This is a genomic window from Actinomadura sp. WMMB 499 (assembly GCF_008824145.1).
GTDB lineage: Bacteria > Actinomycetota > Actinomycetes > Streptosporangiales > Streptosporangiaceae > Spirillospora.
Genome location: NZ_CP044407.1, coordinates 8941154 through 8955707 on the forward strand (window position 1 = coordinate 8941154; position 14554 = coordinate 8955707).

15 protein-coding genes are annotated in these 14554 nt (G+C 74.0%); 7 read left to right on the forward strand and 8 right to left on the reverse strand.

Going from position 1 to position 14554, the window contains the following annotated elements:
* The first annotated feature begins 6 nt into the window (after positions 1-6).
* The 6 genes from F7P10_RS40805 (at position 7) to F7P10_RS40825 (ending at position 5995) form a co-directional block, all read left to right on the forward strand.
* Positions 7-1536 carry a long-chain fatty acid--CoA ligase gene (locus F7P10_RS40805; protein WP_151017398.1) on the forward strand — a complete coding sequence of 510 codons (1530 nt, stop codon included), beginning with the start codon at positions 7-9 and terminating at the stop codon, positions 1534-1536.
* Positions 1533-2333: an IclR family transcriptional regulator gene (locus F7P10_RS40810; RefSeq protein ID WP_151017400.1), complete on the forward strand. Its 801-nt coding sequence runs from the start codon at positions 1533-1535 to the stop codon at positions 2331-2333. The genes F7P10_RS40805 and F7P10_RS40810 overlap by 4 nt, the downstream gene beginning before the upstream one ends.
* A gap of 97 nt (positions 2334-2430) precedes the next feature.
* A complete protein-coding gene (locus tag F7P10_RS40815; protein ID WP_151017402.1) occupies positions 2431-3450 on the forward strand; it encodes an aromatic ring-hydroxylating dioxygenase subunit alpha in 1020 nt (339 codons plus the stop codon).
* Positions 3447-3608, forward strand: coding sequence for a hypothetical protein (locus tag F7P10_RS42980; protein ID WP_176611838.1), 162 nt, complete (start codon positions 3447-3449; stop codon positions 3606-3608). The genes F7P10_RS40815 and F7P10_RS42980 overlap by 4 nt, the downstream gene beginning before the upstream one ends.
* Positions 3609-4313: 705 nt before the next feature.
* On the forward strand, positions 4314-4712 hold the full coding sequence (locus F7P10_RS40820) for a hypothetical protein (RefSeq protein WP_151017404.1): 399 nt from the start codon (positions 4314-4316) through the stop codon (positions 4710-4712).
* Between the two features lie 14 nt (positions 4713-4726).
* Positions 4727-5995 carry a lysine N(6)-hydroxylase/L-ornithine N(5)-oxygenase family protein gene (locus F7P10_RS40825; RefSeq protein WP_218040296.1) on the forward strand — a complete coding sequence of 423 codons (1269 nt, stop codon included), beginning with the start codon at positions 4727-4729 and terminating at the stop codon, positions 5993-5995.
* A gap of 62 nt (positions 5996-6057) precedes the next feature.
* On the opposite strand, the gene F7P10_RS40830 is transcribed toward F7P10_RS40825, so the two are convergent.
* A complete protein-coding gene (locus F7P10_RS40830) occupies positions 6058-7020 on the reverse strand; it encodes a PHB depolymerase family esterase (protein WP_176611839.1) in 963 nt (320 codons plus the stop codon).
* A 358-nt stretch (positions 7021-7378) separates the two neighbouring features.
* Here F7P10_RS40830 and F7P10_RS40840 point away from each other — a divergent pair, with 358 nt between their 5' ends.
* The gene (locus F7P10_RS40840) at positions 7379-9013 is read left to right on the forward strand and encodes a long-chain fatty acid--CoA ligase (RefSeq protein WP_254716279.1); all 1635 of its coding nucleotides are present in this window, start codon (positions 7379-7381) and stop codon (positions 9011-9013) included.
* Between the two features lie 64 nt (positions 9014-9077).
* Here the strand turns inward: F7P10_RS40840 and F7P10_RS40845 are convergent, their stop codons facing one another.
* From F7P10_RS40845 to pfkB, 7 genes are all read right to left on the reverse strand, one after another.
* Positions 9078-9839 (reverse strand): DeoR/GlpR family DNA-binding transcription regulator, encoded by a 762-nt coding sequence (locus F7P10_RS40845; protein ID WP_151017412.1) that lies wholly within the window; start codon positions 9837-9839, stop codon positions 9078-9080.
* Positions 9840-9879: 40 nt separating this feature from the next.
* Positions 9880-10200, reverse strand: a complete 321-nt coding sequence (locus F7P10_RS40850) for an HPr family phosphocarrier protein (RefSeq protein WP_151017414.1) — start codon at positions 10198-10200, stop codon at positions 9880-9882.
* 47 nt (positions 10201-10247) lie between these two features.
* Positions 10248-11288 (reverse strand): zinc-dependent dehydrogenase, encoded by a 1041-nt coding sequence (locus tag F7P10_RS40855; RefSeq protein WP_151017416.1) that lies wholly within the window; start codon positions 11286-11288, stop codon positions 10248-10250.
* On the reverse strand, positions 11285-11827 hold the full coding sequence (locus F7P10_RS40860) for a PTS sugar transporter subunit IIA (RefSeq protein ID WP_151017418.1): 543 nt from the start codon (positions 11825-11827) through the stop codon (positions 11285-11287). The genes F7P10_RS40855 and F7P10_RS40860 overlap by 4 nt, the downstream gene beginning before the upstream one ends.
* Positions 11820-12122: a PTS lactose transporter subunit IIB gene (locus tag F7P10_RS40865; RefSeq protein WP_151017420.1), complete on the reverse strand. Its 303-nt coding sequence runs from the start codon at positions 12120-12122 to the stop codon at positions 11820-11822. The genes F7P10_RS40860 and F7P10_RS40865 overlap by 8 nt, the downstream gene beginning before the upstream one ends.
* Complete coding sequence (gene mtlA / locus F7P10_RS40870; RefSeq protein ID WP_151017422.1) at positions 12119-13378, reverse strand: PTS mannitol transporter subunit IICB; 1260 nt, start codon at positions 13376-13378, stop codon at positions 12119-12121. Before mtlA ends, F7P10_RS40865 begins: the two co-directional genes overlap by 4 nt.
* Positions 13379-13440: 62 nt before the next feature.
* Entirely contained in the window at positions 13441-14382 is a 942-nt protein-coding gene (pfkB, locus tag F7P10_RS40875; protein ID WP_151017424.1) for a 1-phosphofructokinase, read from the reverse strand.
* Positions 14383-14554 lie beyond the last annotated feature (172 nt).

The following is a 14554-nucleotide window of genomic DNA, read 5'->3' on the forward strand; positions in this document are numbered from 1 at the left end:
CCCGCCATGCGCAACGAAGGACTCGGGTCGTGGCCCGCCCGCCGCGCCCGCAAGACGCCGGACGCCGCCGCGCTCGTCCACGACGGCCGGACGGCGACCTACGCGGAGCTGCTCGGCCGCGTGTCCCGCCTCGCGCACGGGCTGCGCGGCCTCGGCGTCCGGGCCGGCGACCGCGTCGGCTACCTCGGGCCGAACCATCCCGCGTTCCTGGAGACCCTGTTCGCCACCGGGATGCTCGGCGCGGTGTTCGTCCCGCTCAACACGCGGCTCGCCGGTCCCGAGATCGCGCACCAGCTCGCCGACTCCGGGGCGTCGGCGCTGGTGCACGCCCCGTCGCACGCCCGGCTGGTGGACGGCGTCCGCGCGGACGTGCCCGTCCGCGAGCACGTCGCGCTGGACGGACCCGGCCCGTGGGCGCACGGGTACGAGGAGGTGTGCGCCCGCGCGAGGGAGGCGGGCGCTGCGCCCCTGGACGTCCCGGTGTCCCTCGACGACCCGTGCATGATCATGTACACGTCCGGGACGACCGGCGCCGCGAAGGGCGCGACGCTCACCCACGGCAACATCACCTGGAACGCGGTCAACGTCCTGGTGGACCACGACCTCGTCGCGGACGAGGTCGCGCTGGTGTCCGCGCCGCTGTTCCACACCGCCGGGCTCAACATGCTCGCGCTGCCCGTGCTGCTGAAGGGCGGCGCGTGCGTCCTCGTCCCGGCGTTCGACCCCGCCGCCACCCTGGACCTGATCGCCGAGCACCGCGTCACCTTCGTGTTCGGGGTGCCGACCATGTTCCAGCGCGTCGCCCGCGAACCCGGCTGGGACACCGCCGACCTGTCGTCCCTGCGCATCCTGACCTGCGGCGGCGCGCCCGTGCCGCCGTCGCTCATCGAGACCTACCAGCGGCGCGGCCTCACGTTCCTGCAGGGATACGGGATGACCGAGGCCGCGCCCGGCACGCTCTTCCTCGACGCGGCGCACGCCGAGTCGAAGGCCGGGTCCGCGGGCGTGCCGCACTTCTTCAGCGACGTCCGCGTCGTCGGCCCCGGCATGACGGACGTCGCGCCGGGGGAGACCGGCGAGATCGTCGTGCGGGGGCCGCACGTGATGCGCGGCTACTGGGGGCGCCCGGAGGCGACCGCCGCCGCCTTCACCGGCGGCTGGTTCCGCAGCGGCGACGCCGCCCGCCTCGACGAGGACGGCTACGCCTACATCGTCGACCGCATCAAGGACGTGATCATCTCGGGCGGGGAGAACGTCTACCCGGCGGAGGTCGAGCACGCGATCCTCGCCGACCCCGACGTCCTGGAGTGCGCCGTCTTCGGCGTCCCGGACGGGACGTGGGGCGAGGTCGGCCGGGCCGTCTACGTCCCGCGGCCCGGCTCCGGGCTGACCGGGGACGCGGTGCTGGCCCGGCTCGGCGGGCGGCTCGCCCGCTACAAGATCCCGAAGTCGGCGGTTCCGGCCGGCGAGTTGCCCCGCAACGCCGCAGGCAAGATCCTCAAGGGGCGGCTACGGGAGGAGTTCGGCGAACCATGACGGAACGGGCGAGCGGGCAGGGGCGTCCCCCGGTCACGCGGCGGGTGCTGGACATCCTGGGGGCCTTCTCTGCGGAACGTCCCGTCCTGTCCATCACCCAGCTCGCGCGGCGCGCCGGGCTGCCGCTGTCCACCGCCCACCGCCTCGCCGGCGAGCTGACCTGCTGGGGCGCGCTGGAACGCGACGCCGACGGGCTGTACCGGGTGGGGCTGCGGCTCTTCGAGGTCGCCGCGCTCGCCCCGCGCGGCCCCGCGCTGCGCGCCGCCGCGATGCCGTTCCTCGAGGACCTCTACGAGGCCACCCACGAGAACGTGCACCTCGCGGTCCTCGACGGGCTCGAGGTCGTCTACATCGAGCGGATCTCCGCCCGCGACGCCGTGCACGTCTTCTCCCGCGTCGGCGGCCGCTGGCCCGCGCACGCCACCGGAGTCGGCCTCGCCATGCTCGCGCACTCCGACCACGACCTGCAGGAACGCGCGATCGCAGCACCGCTGCGCCGGTTCACCGACCGGACGATCGGGTCCGGCGCCGAGCTGCGCCGCGCGCTGGCCGAGGTCCGCCGCACCGGCGTCGCGATCAGCGACGGGCAGGTCGAGTCGTTCGCGCTGTCGGTCGGCGCGCCCGTCTTCGGTCCGGACGACACGGTCGTCGCGGCCGTCGCCATCGTCGTCCCGAACACCGGCTGGGACGCGCGGTCGCTGACCCCCGTCGTCCGCGCGAGCGCCCGCGGCATCTCCCGGGCGCTCGGCGCGCCCCGCGCCGTCCGCCCGCCCGAGACCGCGGCGCACGGCCGCTGACCGGATCCTTCCACCGGACGGAAGGCGCCTTGGAGGCGGCGGACCGGCGACGAGATGCTCGTCACGTCCCGCAGCCGAACCGCCGAGGAGCGCCCCCATGGTCTTCGCCCGCAACCAGTGGTACGTCGCCGCCTACGGGGAGGAGGTCGGCGACGGCCTGCTCGCCCGGACCGTCTGCGGAGAGCCCCTGGTCATGTACCGGACGCGCGCGGGCGAGCCCGTCGCCCTCGCGGACCGCTGCGTGCACCGCCGCTTCCCGCTCTCGGAAAGCAACCGGGACGGTGACCGCATCGTCTGCGGCTACCACGGCTTCACCTACGACCCCGACGGTTCCTGCGTCGCGGTGCCCGGGCAGACCCGGATCCCGCGCACCGCGCGCGTCCCGTCCTACCCGCTGGTCGAGCAGGACTCCCTGATCTGGGTGTGGATCGGCGACGGCGCGGGGGACGCCGCCGCGATCCCGCGGGCGCCGTGGCTGGAGTCGCCCGGCTACACGACCGTCCGCGGCATGGAGCCGCTCGCCGCCCGGTACGAGCTGCTCGTCGACAACCTCCTCGACCTGTCCCACGAGACGTACCTGCACGCCGGGTACATCGGCACGCCGGAGGTCGCGCGGACGCCGATCACCACCGAGTCCGACGAGGAGGCCGGCGTCGTCTACGTCAGCCGCCGGATGAAGGACGTCGAATGCCCGCCGTTCTACTCCGAGTCGACCGGGATCCAGGGGCGGATCGACCGCTGGCAGGACATCGAGTTCCACCCGCCCGGCTTCTACCTCCTGCACAGCCGGATCGCACCGACGGGCGTGGAGCCGGGAGCGGACGGCGACGACTCGGGCGCCTTCCACGTCGAGGTCGGCTACGCGATCGTCCCGGAGACCGAGACGACCACGCACGACTTCTGGTGGGTCGCCCGCGACTTCGCACTGGACGACGCCAAGGTCTCGGCGTTCCTGCACGACAGCAACCGGACGGTCGTCCTGCAGGACGTCGAGGCCCTGGACAAGCTCGAGAAGGTCATCGCGAGCGAGCCGGAGGGCTACCAGGAGCTGTCGATCAACATCGACACCGGCGGTCTGGCCGCCCGCCGCATGCTGCAGCGGATGACCTCCCGGTGACGGGCGAGGCGACGGGCGGCCTCCTGCGGGTCGAGTGGTCCCCGGGTTCGGACCGGCTGACCGGCGTCTGCCACTGCGGCGCCGAGCACCGGGCCGACGACCCGGTGGAGGTCTGGACCTGGCTGCTGGCCCACCCCGAGCACGACGCGGCGATCTGACCGGGGCGCCGCGCGCCCGCCTCGGTCGGGCACCGGCGCACCGGCCGCCTCCCGGCCCGCCCCCGCAAAGCGCTCGGGCTCGGCGAGCCCGCCGGCCGGGTGCTCGGCGCGCTCGCGATCGTCCTGCGCGGGGCGGCGGCCGGGCCGATCACCCTCTCGGGCTCGCCGGTCGCCGGGCCCGACCTGCGCCCGGTGGCGCCGTTCTCGCTGCCGTTCTCGCTGCCGTTCGCGCTCATCCCCGCCGGTGCGGGCGAACGTCGCCGCCCGGATCGTCACGGAGTTCCTCACTCGTTCGGGGAGCCGGATCGCATCGGCTTCACCCAGGGCGGTGCCGACCGCCCTCGCGGTCCACCTGACCGCCTACCGGCGTGGCGGCAGGGCGGTCGATGTCCGGCTCGTGCAGAGCGCCGTCCGCCTCGGGTGACGCGGGCGGTGGGGGGAGCAGCGGGGCCTGGGGGGCGGCGTCCGTCGGGGCACCGGACCCGGCCCCGTTCCCGTGCCGCCGTCGAGCCCGGACGGCGGCGCCGTCCTTCGTGCCGTCGTCCGGGATTCCCTCGGTGCCGGGTTGCCGGCGGAACGTCCGAAACCGGCCGGGGAATGGTGAGCGGTGTCCCATCTCGGACCCCGCCATTGCCGAGTTAGGTCAGCCTAACCTAAGATCTTTGACGGCAACTCCCCGGAAATGCGGAAGGACACCAGTCCAGCATGCGCAACATGATGCGGCGGTCGGCCGTCGCGGGCGCGCCCCTCCCCGGCCCGGGCGCGAGGGCGGCGTGCGGCGACGACGAACCCGCCGAGGAGGTGTCCGGCGCCGCCGACGGAGCCTTCCCGGTCACGATCATCCGCGGGCTCGGCGAGACGATGATCGGGTCGGAGCCCGGGCGGATCGTGGCCCTCGGCGAGTCCGACCAGGCCATGCCGCTTTCAGTCGGCTTCCACCCAGTGTTCTCGAGCCCGGACGCCGTCGAGCGCGGCTCCTGCCCCGAGATCGGCCCGCGGGAGTTCCGGACGTTGCGCACCCCGACGCCGCCGGCCGTTCCCCACCTGATCGAGAACGTCGTACCGAAGATCGTCGGAGCGGCCGCGAAGGCCGAGTCCGCGTGATGTTGGAGGAGCGAATGCAGACCCCCGTCCATGACGTCGTCGGCGTCGGATTCGGGCCCTCCAACCTGGCGCTCGCAGTGGCGCTGGAGGAGGAGCACGGACCCGCCACGGACGCCGTGTTCTTCGAACGGCAGGCCGAGTTCGGCTGGCACAAGGGAATGCTGATCGACGGCGCCACCATGCAGGTCCACTTCCTCAAGGACCTGGTGTCGCTGCGCAACCCGTCCAGCCGCTACTCCTTCCTGTCCTACCTGCACGGCAAGGGCCGCCTGGTCGACTTCGTCAACGGCAAGACGATGTTCCCGACCCGGGTGGAGTTCCACGACTACCTGGAATGGACGGCCGCCGCGTTCGCCGACCGGGTCCGCTACCGCTCCGAAGTCGTCGCGCTGAAGCCGCACGACGACGCGACCCTCGCGGTCGTCGTCCGGCGCGACGACGAACTGGAGACGCATCTCGCGCGGAACGTGGTCATCGGCGCCGGGCTCGAGCCCGTCCTGCCCGACGGCGTGCGCGCCGGTGACCGGATCTGGCACAGCGAGGACCTGCTGACCCGGCTCGCCGAGCGGCCCGGCTGGAACCCCCGCCGCGTCGTGGTGGTCGGCGCCGGGCAGAGCGCCGCCGAGGCCGTCGAGTACCTCCACCGGACCCACCCCGACACCGAGGTGTGCGCGGTGTTCGCCCGGTACGGGTACTCGCCCGCCGACGACAGCTCGTTCGCGAACCGCATCTTCGACCCGGAGGCCGTCGAGCACTACTACGCGGCCCCGGAAGAGGTGAAGCGGATGCTGATGGACTACTCCCGCAACACCAACTACTCCGTGGTGGACCTCGACCTCATCGACGAGCTGTACCGCCGCGTGTACGCGGAGAAGGTCGCGGGCGTGCAGCGGCTGCGGATCCTCAACGTCTCGCGCGTCCTGGACGTGCGCGAGGACCCCGGCGCCGTGCGGCTGCGGGTCGGCTTCCTGCCGACCGGGGAGGCCGCCGAACTGGACGCCGACGCCGTCGTGTACGCGACCGGCTACCGCGAGCGCGACCCGTTCGCGCTGCTCGGCGAGGTCGGCCGGCAGTGCGTCACCGGCCCGGACGGCCGCCTCGCCCTGGAACGCGACTACCGGGTCGTCACCGAGTCCGACCGCGACTGGAACGTCTACCTGCAGGGCGCCACCGAGCACAGCCACGGCATCGCGTCGTCGCTGCTGTCCATGACGGCGGTCCGCACCGGCGACATCGTCCGGTCGATCGCCCGCCGCTCCGCCCCGGTCGTCCAGGAGGCCTGACCGCCGCCGAACGGCCCGGCCGCCGTCCCGTGTCGGGGAGGGACGGCGGCCGGGGCGCCCGCTCAGGAGGCGGGCAGTGAGGGGCGTTCCTCGAAGAAGGACGCGATCAGCCCGCTGGCGAAGGACGGCCATTCGTGCCCGCCCCGCTGGATCGTGCACAGCGCCACCCGCACCGGGCCGGGCGACGTCCCGACGCAGCCGTCCGGGGCGTCGGGCAGCGGCCATGACAGGGCGGACAGGCCGCCGAGCCATCGCCAGAACTCCATGAGCAGCCGCACGGGCAGGAACGGGAACTTCACGTCGGCGTCCAGGTTGCCGCCGCCGAAGTACGGGACGGACGGGTCCCACGTCCCGTGGAACGCCAGCACCGAGATCGGCCGGTCGGGCGTGCAGCCGACGGCCAGCGCCCCCGACACGACCGCGACCCCGGCGACCCGGCCGGAGCGCTCGCACGCGTACCGGTAGGCCATGCCGCCGCCGTTGGAGAACCCGGTGAGGAACACCCGGCGGCGGTCGGCGACCCCCTGCTCCACGAGCGTGTCGATGAGCCGGTCGAGGAACGCGACGTCGTCGACGCCGGCCCAGCGCGCGAACCAGCAGCAGGCGCCCGCGTTCCACGTGCCGAGGAGCCCCTTCGGGTACGCGACGGCGTAGCCCTCGGCGTCGGCGATCGCGTCGAGGCCGCTCTGCTCGCGGACGTACTGCGGATCGTTGAGACCGCCGTGCAGCGCGACGATGAGCGGGAGCCGCTCGCCGTCGCCCCGGCCGGGCGGGACGTGCAGGAGATAGGGGCGGTCCCAGCCGCCCATCGGGACGGTGTGCTCGGTCGTGTCGGACGGGTTCGCCGTGGCGGGACCGTCCGGCGGCGGGGCGGTCGGAGACGTGGGCGTCGGGGGCGGGGTCGGGGCGGTCGCGCTCGCGGACGGGTCCGCGTCCGGTGCCGCCCCGGCGGGCTGGGGGTGGGCGACGGTCACCGCGAGCGCCAGCGCCGCGATGCCCGCCGCCGCCCGCGCGGCGATCTTCATGACCTTGATCAAACGCCCCGGACCGTCCCCGGCGATACACCCCCGGCCACAGAAATCCCGGCCCCGCTTTGGTCACCGGGCACAGTCTCGCCCGGGGGCGCGGCGCCACGCTTGCGTACCGACCGGTCGGTATGGTCTGCTCGGCGGGTGCTCGACGGCTCCGCCGCCCCCGTCCCGGGACGCTCGCCCCGGGGCGGCCGGGCCGCCCCGGCGCCCGATCGTTGACGGTTCCGCCGTCGCGTAATTAAGGTGAACCGACCGGTCGGTATGTGACCGGTCGTCAGGAAATGAGCCGTTCGCCGGCGCGCTTTCCCCGCGTCCGCGCGTTCCCCGGAGAATTGTCATGATCCAGAGCACGATGCAGGAATTCCCTCTGTCGGTGGCCGCGATCCTGCGCCACGGGGCGCGGGTCTACGGGCGCAGCGAGTGCGTCACGTGGACCGGCGGCGGGACGCCCCGGCGCGCCACCTTCGCCGAGGTCGCGGCCAACGCGGAACGGCTCGCGGCGGCGCTCACCCGGCTCGGCGTGCGTTCCGGCGACCGCGTCGCGACGTTCCAGTGGAACAACCAGGAGCACCTGGAGGCGTACTTCGCGGTGCCGGCCATGGGCGCCGTGCTGCACACGCTGAACATCCGGCTCTTTCCCGAGCAGCTCTCGCACATCATCAACCACGCCGACGACCAGGTCGTGATCGTCGACGACAGCCTCGTCCCGCTCCTGGCCCGCGTCGTGCACGACCTGCCCGCCGTGGAGGCGTTCGTGGTGGTCGGCGACGGCGACGCCGCACCGCTCGAGCGCAACGGCAACGGCGCCCCCGTGCTGCGCTACCACGACCTGCTCGCCGCCGAGGAGCCCGGCTTCGCGTGGCCCGACGTGGACGAGCGCGCCGCCGCGTCCATGTGCTACACCAGCGGCACCACCGGCGACCCCAAGGGCGTCGTGTACTCGCACCGCTCCACGTTCCTGCACGCGATGGCCGTCCAGTCGGCGTCGCTGGTCGGTATCACCGAGGCCGACCGGGTGCTGACGATCGTCCCGATGTTCCACGTCAACGCGTGGGGCCTGCCGTACGGGGCGTTCCTGTCCGGCGCGACGCTGCACATGCCCGGCCCGTTCATGCAGGCCGAGCACCTGACGGCGTTCGTCGAGGCCGAGCGCAGCACGCTCGCCTCGGCCGTCCCGACGATCTGGAACGCGATCCTCGCGCACGGGGAGGAGCGCGAGCTCGACCTGTCGTCGCTGCGCTCGGGCACGTCCGGCGGCGCCGCCGCGCCCCGCGTCCTGCTGGAGCGCTTCGAGGAGCGCTACGGCCTGCGGATCATCCAGGGCTGGGGGATGACCGAGACCAGCCCGCTCGGCGGCATGGCGATCCCGCCGCCCGGCGTCGAGCCCGGCACCGCCGAGGACGTCGACCGGCGGATGAAGTCGGGCCGCGTCGCCGCGGGCGTCGAGATGCGGATCGTGGACGCCGACGGCGCGGAACTGCCCTGGGACGGCGAGGCCGTCGGGGAGATCGAGGTCCGCGGTCCGTGGATCACCGGGGCCTACCACCGCGACCCGGCGCCGGAGAAGTTCCACGACGGCTGGCTGCGCACCGGCGACATCGGCACGATCGACCCGGACGGCTTCTTCCAGATCACCGACCGGGTCAAGGACGTCATCAAGTCCGGCGGCGAGTGGATCTCCTCGGTCGAGCTGGAGAACCACCTGATGGCGCACCCCGCGGTCGCCGAGGCCGCCGTCATCGGGATCCCCGACCCCCGCTGGGACGAGCGCCCGCTCGCCTGCGTCGTCCTGCGGCCGGACGCGTCCGCGACCGCCGCCGAGCTCGCCGCGTTCCTCGGCGGCAAGGTCGCCCGCTGGCAGGTCCCCGAGAACTGGACCTTCATGGACGAGATCCCGAAGACGACCGTCGGCAAATGGGACAAGAAGCCGCTGCGGGCCCGTCACGCCGAATCCGAGCTGAAAGTGGAGCACGTCGAGAAAGGCTGAGGATTCGGAAATGTCCTGAAAGCCCGAAAAGAGGTGAAAGGCTCGGGGGTCGGTCCGGGGCGTTTCAGGCGCGGACGATCTCCGGTCCCGCCGCCGCCAGGTCGGCGGCGAGGTCGGTGTCCAGGCCCGTATCGGTGATCAGGACGTCCATGTCGGAGACGTCGCCGAACCGCACCAGATGGTCGTGCCCGATCTTGGTGCGGTCGGCGAGCAGGATCCGCCGCCGCGACGAGGCGAGCATCGCCCGCTTCACCGCGGCCTCGGCCTGGTCGGACGTGGTCAGGCCGCGCTCCACCGAGCAGCCGTTCGTCGCCATGAACGCCACGTCCACCCAGAGGTCCGCGAGGGGCCGCAGCACCCAGTCGTCCACCGTGGCCAGGGTCCGGCCGCGCACCCGCCCGCCCAGGATGATCACCGTCAGGTTGGGGCGGGCGGCGAGCACGGCGGCGTGCGGCGGCGAGTTGACGATGACGGTCAGCTCGCGGTCGGTCGGCAGCAGCTGGACGAACCGGGCCGTCGTCGTCCCGGCGTCCACGATGATCGACCCCTCGGCGGGCAGCTCGGCCAGCGCGGCCTTCGCGATCCGCTGCTTCTCGTCGGTCATCACCGCGTCCCGCGCGGCCAGCTCCGGCTCGAAGCCGAGGCGCTCGACCGGCATCGCGCCGCCGTGCACCCGCCGGATCGTCCCGGCCCGCTCCAGGACGGTCAGGTCGCGGCGGATCGTCTCGGTCGTCACCGAGAACTCCTCGGCGAGCGCGACGACGTCCACCCGGCCCTTCGAGCGGGCCAGGGCAAGGATCGCCTGCTGTCGTTCCTCGGCGTACATGACCGTCATTGTCCCCGACGTCCGGCGCGGCGCGGCCGGGTCAGGGGGCCGCGCCCGCCGCGGCGCCGGGGTCCGCGTCCGGGGCGGTGTCCGGTTCGGCGTCCAGGTCGCGGGCGAGGAGCGCGGCCAGCTCGTCCAGGACGGCGTCGGCGCCCTCGCCCTCCGCCGAGAGGATCACCTCCGCACCCGGACCGGCGCCGAGCGACAGCACACCCAGCAGCCCGCCGGCCGGAACCGGGGCGCGGTCCCCGACCCGGATGAACACCGGGACGGGCCGCCGCGCCGCCTCCTGCACGAAGATCTTGGCCGGGCGGGCGTGCAGGCCCTGCGCCGAGCCGAGGACAACGGTCCGTTCGGGCATCGCCGTACCTTCCTTCCGGTGGGGTCTCGCTGCCGGCGGGTTCGCCGTCAGGGCTCGATGGTCACCTTGATGGCGGCGCCGCGGGTGACGAGGTCGAGCGCGCCGTGCAGGTCGTCCAGGGGCAGCCGGTGCGTGATCAGATCGTCGACCGGGACGGCCCCGGACCCGATCAGCTCCAGCGCGCGGGCGTTGTGGGCGGGGCTGGAGCCGTTGGCGCCGACCAGGCTCAGCTCCCGGTAGTGCACCCGGTTGGCGTCCACGGAGATGACCGGCGCGTCCTTCGGCAGCCCGCCGAACAGGCTGACCCGCCCGCCGGGCGCCATCAGCCGCTGTGCCGTCTCCTGCGCCGCGCCGGACGCCGCCGCGGTGATCGCCACGTCGGCGCCGCGCCCGTCCGTCCGCGCCAGGATCTCGGCGACGGCGTCGGACGCGCCCGCGTCGATCGCCGCGTCCGGCTTGACCACCGCCGCCGCACGTTCCAGCCGCTCGGCGTTGAGCTCGACGAGGAACACCCGGCGGGCGCCGCGCGCCCGCGCCACCCGCACGTGCAGGCACCCCACGGGCCCGGAGCCGAACACCACCACGTCGTCGCCCTCGCCGACCCGCGCCAGTTCCTGCCCGTTGAGGACGCACGCGAGCGGCTCGGCGACCGACGCCTCGGCGAACGACACGCCGTCCGGGATCCGGTTCACCCCGTCCACCGCGAGCACCTTCGCGGGGACGATCATGTACTGGGCGAACGCGCCGTCGTAGTGGTAGCCCATCGACTCCTGCGCGGCGCACACCGTCATCCGGCCGCGCCGGCACTCGGCGCATTCTCCGCACGGGATCGCGGCGATGACCTGGACGCGGTCGCCCGGCGCCCAGCCGTCGGTCCCCGGGCCCGCCGCGGCGACCTCGCCGGCGATCTCGTGCCCCATCACCCGCGGCGGGACGATGTGGTGGTGCCCGAACCTGGAGATCTTCACGTCCGTCCCGCAGGCGGAGCAGTTGCGCACGCGGATCTTCAGCTCGCCGGGGCCGGGCTCCGGCTCGGGCGCGTCCTCCAGGCGGATGTCTCCGGGGGCGTGGAAACGGGCTACCTTCATCCGGTCGGTTCCTGTTCTTCGAGTCGGTCGTCTCGGTCGTGTTCTCGGTCGCTGTCCCGGTCGTCGTCCTCGTCGGTCTCGCCCGCGCCCCCAGGATCCAGCAGGCGCAGGACGTCCGCGGGCGTGGCGGCCTCGCGGAGCGCGCGGGCCCGGTCGGGGTCGAGCAGCACCTGGGCGAGTTCGGCGAGGATCCCGATGTGCCCGTCCCCGCGCGCGGCGATGGCGATGCACACGGTGACGCGCGGGCCGTCCCAGTCGACGCCGTCCGGGAACCGGACGACGGCGAGCGCGTCGCGGCGGACCAGGTCCCGGCCCGCCGCCGTGCCGTGCGGGATCGCCACGCCCTCCCCGAGGTGGGTGGAGATCGAGCGCTCCCGCTCGAGCATCGCCTCGACGTAGCCGGGCTCGACCGCGCCGGCCTCCACGAGCATCCGCCCGCAGAGGCGGACGGCCTCGTCGCGGCCGGCGGCCCGCGCGTCCAGCCGGATCGCGGCCGGGTCCAGCAGCCGCGCCGCCGCGCGCGCGGCGGGATCAGCCACCGACCTCACCGCCGTCCTTGACGGCCCTGACGAGCCGGTCGATCGCCGGGTCGCCGAGGTAGACCTCGAACGGGATCACCGGGGTGCCCTCGGCGGCGCCCCGCCGGGCCCGCGCGGCGAGGCCGGCGTGGCAGACGACCACGTCGGCGTCGGCGGGGATCGCGTCGACGGGGGTGTGCTCGACCGTCACGTCCTGCTTCTTCAGCGTCTTGCGGAGGTGGCCGGCGAGCATGACGCTGCTGCCCATTCCGGCGTCGCAGGCGATCACGAGCTTGCGGACGTCCTTGCCGTTCATCGTGGGGTTCCTTCCGTGGGCCGGTCCTTCTCGGTCGCCTTGCTTCCGGCATCCGAGGCGGCGCCGGTGCTCGCCTCCCCGGTGTCCTTCACCTCGGTGCCAGGCACCTCGGTGTCCTGCACGGCCGCGCCCTCCGCCGCCGCGTCCGCCACCTCCGTGTCCGCCGCCGCGTCGCCCGCGTCGTCGCCGGGCCTCTCCCCGTCGGCCAGCCGGCCGAACCCGAGGAGGGCCGCGCCGACTCCGAACGAGACGGCGGCGGAGGCGAGGAGACCGGCGTAGACGCCGAACCAGTTGCCCGCGCCCCGGGGCGTCTGCGCGAGGTAGGCGAAGATGCTGCCCGGCGACGGGGACGCGACCAGTCCGGCCCCGGTCGCCGCGAAGATCGCCACGCCGGTCATGCCGCCCGCGATCGCCGCGAGGATCATCCGCGGCTTCATGAGGATGTAGGGGAAGTAGATCTCGTGGATGCCGCCGAAGAACTGGATGATCGCGGCGGCGGGGACGCTCGGCCGCAGCCGCTTCGGGCCGAAGAACAGGTAGGCGAGCAGCACGCCGATGCCCGGACCCGGATTCGACTCGATCATGAACAGGACGGACTTGCCGGCCTCGGCCGCCTGCTGGACGCCGAGCGGGGTGAGCACCCCGTGGTTGACGGCGTTGTTGAGGAACAGCACCTTCGCGGGCTCGACCAGCAGCGACGTCAGCGGCAGCAGGTCGTGCTCGACGAGCCATCCGACGGCGTCCTCGGCCCAGCCGGAGACGGTGCTCATCACCGGGCCGATCACGGCACGCCCGACGACGGCCATCGCGGCGCCGATGATCCCGGCGGAGAAGTTGTCCACCAGCATCTCGAAGCCGGTGCGGACGCGGTCCTGCACCAGGCCGTCGAACAGTTTCAGCAGGTACGCGGCGAGCGGGCCGATGATCATCGCGCCGAGGAACATCGGCTGCTCCGCGCCGACCGCGATGCCGACGGTGGCGACGGCGCCCACCACGGCGCCGCGCTGCCCGTGCACCATCCGGCCGCCGGTGTAGCCGATCAGCACCGGCAGCAGCATCTTGATCATCGGGTCGACGAGCTCGGCCAGGTCCTCGTTCGGCAGCCAGCCGGTCGGGATGAACAGCGCGGTGATCAGGCCCCAGGCGATGAACGCGCCGATGTTGGGCATCACCATCCCGGCCAGCTTGCCGCCGAACCGCTGGACGGTGGCGCGGAGCCCGCTGCCCGCGGGCTCGGGGGTGTAGGCGGTGGCCATCGCGGCCTCCTGTCGTTCGGGGGTGGGGGTGGGGTCGGGCGGGTCCTGGGACGGGGCGGGGGTCAGGCGAGGAGCGGACGGGCGAGGTCGGGCCGGGGATGGATGCGGACGATGTCGCGGCGGATGTCGCGCTCGCCCGGCATCCGGCTCGCGGGCAGCCGGACGGCCGCCGCGCCCCAGGCGAGGGCCTCGGCCAGGGCGCGCTCGCCGCGCGCGCCCGCCGCGAGGAAACCGGCGAGCAGCGCGTCGCCCGCGCCCACCGTGCTGCGCGGCCGCGCCACCGGCGCGTCGCCGCTGACGACGCCGTCGTCGTCGACCAGCACGGCGCCCTCGGCACCGAGGCTGACCAGTACCCCGCGCGCGCCCCGCGCGCGGAGCTCGCCCGCGGCCTCGACCGCGTCGGCGACGGTGCCGACCTCGCCGCCGACGGCCTCGGCGAGCTCCTCCAGGTTCGGCTTGACCAGGTCGGGCCCGGCGGCGACCGCCGCGCGCAGCGCGGGGCCGCTGGTGTCGACCGCGACCCGCACGCCGTCCGCCGCGAACCGGCGGCACAGCGCCGCGTAGGCGTCGAGGGGGACGCCCGGCGGCAGGCTCCCGCAGCCGACCACCCAGCCGGCCCCGCCCGCCGCCGCGGCCTCGACGGCGCCGGTGACCTCGTCCAGTTCCGCGGCCGAGAGCGGCCCGCCGGGTTCGTTGAGCTTGGTGACGACGCCGTCCGGTTCGACGACGGTGACGTTGGATCGGGTGCGCCCGGCGACCGGGACGGCCCGCACCGGCAGCCCCTCGGTCCGCAGCAACCGGCGGAGCTGCTCGCCGTCGGCACCGCCCACCGCGAGCACGGCGGTGGAGTCGGCGCCGTTGGCCAGCAGCGCGCGGGAGACGTTGACGCCCTTGCCGCCCGGGTCCAGGCGCGCCGAACGGGCCCGGATCACCGCGCCGCGCGTCAGGACGTCCACCTCGATCGTCCGGTCGAGGCTCGGGTTCAGCGTCAGCGTGACGATCATGCGCCGCACGTTCCCGAATCCATGTTGGTTTCCTCCCGTTTAAGCTTGTTCTCTTGTATTTATGCCTACAGCGTGCCCGAGTCAAGGGGGCATCTGTGGTTTTTCGCGGAGAAACCCACATGGGTCCGGGCGCCGATCGGCCGTGGACTCGCGGCCCAACCTGGGAAGAATG

Bases quoted from the DNA above. Each gene is read 5' to 3' on its own strand.
- F7P10_RS40825 (WP_218040296.1), top strand. From the start codon at position 4,727: ATGCAGACCCCCGTCCATGACGTCGTCGGCGTCGGATTCGGGCCCTCC.
- F7P10_RS40820 (WP_151017404.1), top strand. From the start codon at position 4,314: ATGCGCAACATGATGCGGCGGTCGGCCGTCGCGGGCGCGCCCCTCCCC.
- F7P10_RS40815 (WP_151017402.1), top strand. From the start codon at position 2,431: ATGGTCTTCGCCCGCAACCAGTGGTACGTCGCCGCCTACGGGGAGGAG.
- mtlA (WP_151017422.1), bottom strand. From the start codon at position 13,378: ATGGCCACCGCCTACACCCCCGAGCCCGCGGGCAGCGGGCTCCGCGCC.
- F7P10_RS40855 (WP_151017416.1), bottom strand. From the start codon at position 11,288: ATGAAGGTAGCCCGTTTCCACGCCCCCGGAGACATCCGCCTGGAGGAC.
- F7P10_RS40845 (WP_151017412.1), bottom strand. From the start codon at position 9,839: ATGTACGCCGAGGAACGACAGCAGGCGATCCTTGCCCTGGCCCGCTCG.
- F7P10_RS40805 (WP_151017398.1), top strand. From the start codon at position 7: ATGCGCAACGAAGGACTCGGGTCGTGGCCCGCCCGCCGCGCCCGCAAG.
- F7P10_RS40830 (WP_176611839.1), bottom strand. From the start codon at position 7,020: ATGAAGATCGCCGCGCGGGCGGCGGCGGGCATCGCGGCGCTGGCGCTC.
- pfkB (WP_151017424.1), bottom strand. From the start codon at position 14,382: ATGATCGTCACGCTGACGCTGAACCCGAGCCTCGACCGGACGATCGAG.
- F7P10_RS40810 (WP_151017400.1), top strand. From the start codon at position 1,533: ATGACGGAACGGGCGAGCGGGCAGGGGCGTCCCCCGGTCACGCGGCGG.
- F7P10_RS40840 (WP_254716279.1), top strand. From the start codon at position 7,379: ATGCAGGAATTCCCTCTGTCGGTGGCCGCGATCCTGCGCCACGGGGCG.
- F7P10_RS40865 (WP_151017420.1), bottom strand. From the start codon at position 12,122: ATGAACGGCAAGGACGTCCGCAAGCTCGTGATCGCCTGCGACGCCGGA.
- F7P10_RS40850 (WP_151017414.1), bottom strand. From the start codon at position 10,200: ATGCCCGAACGGACCGTTGTCCTCGGCTCGGCGCAGGGCCTGCACGCC.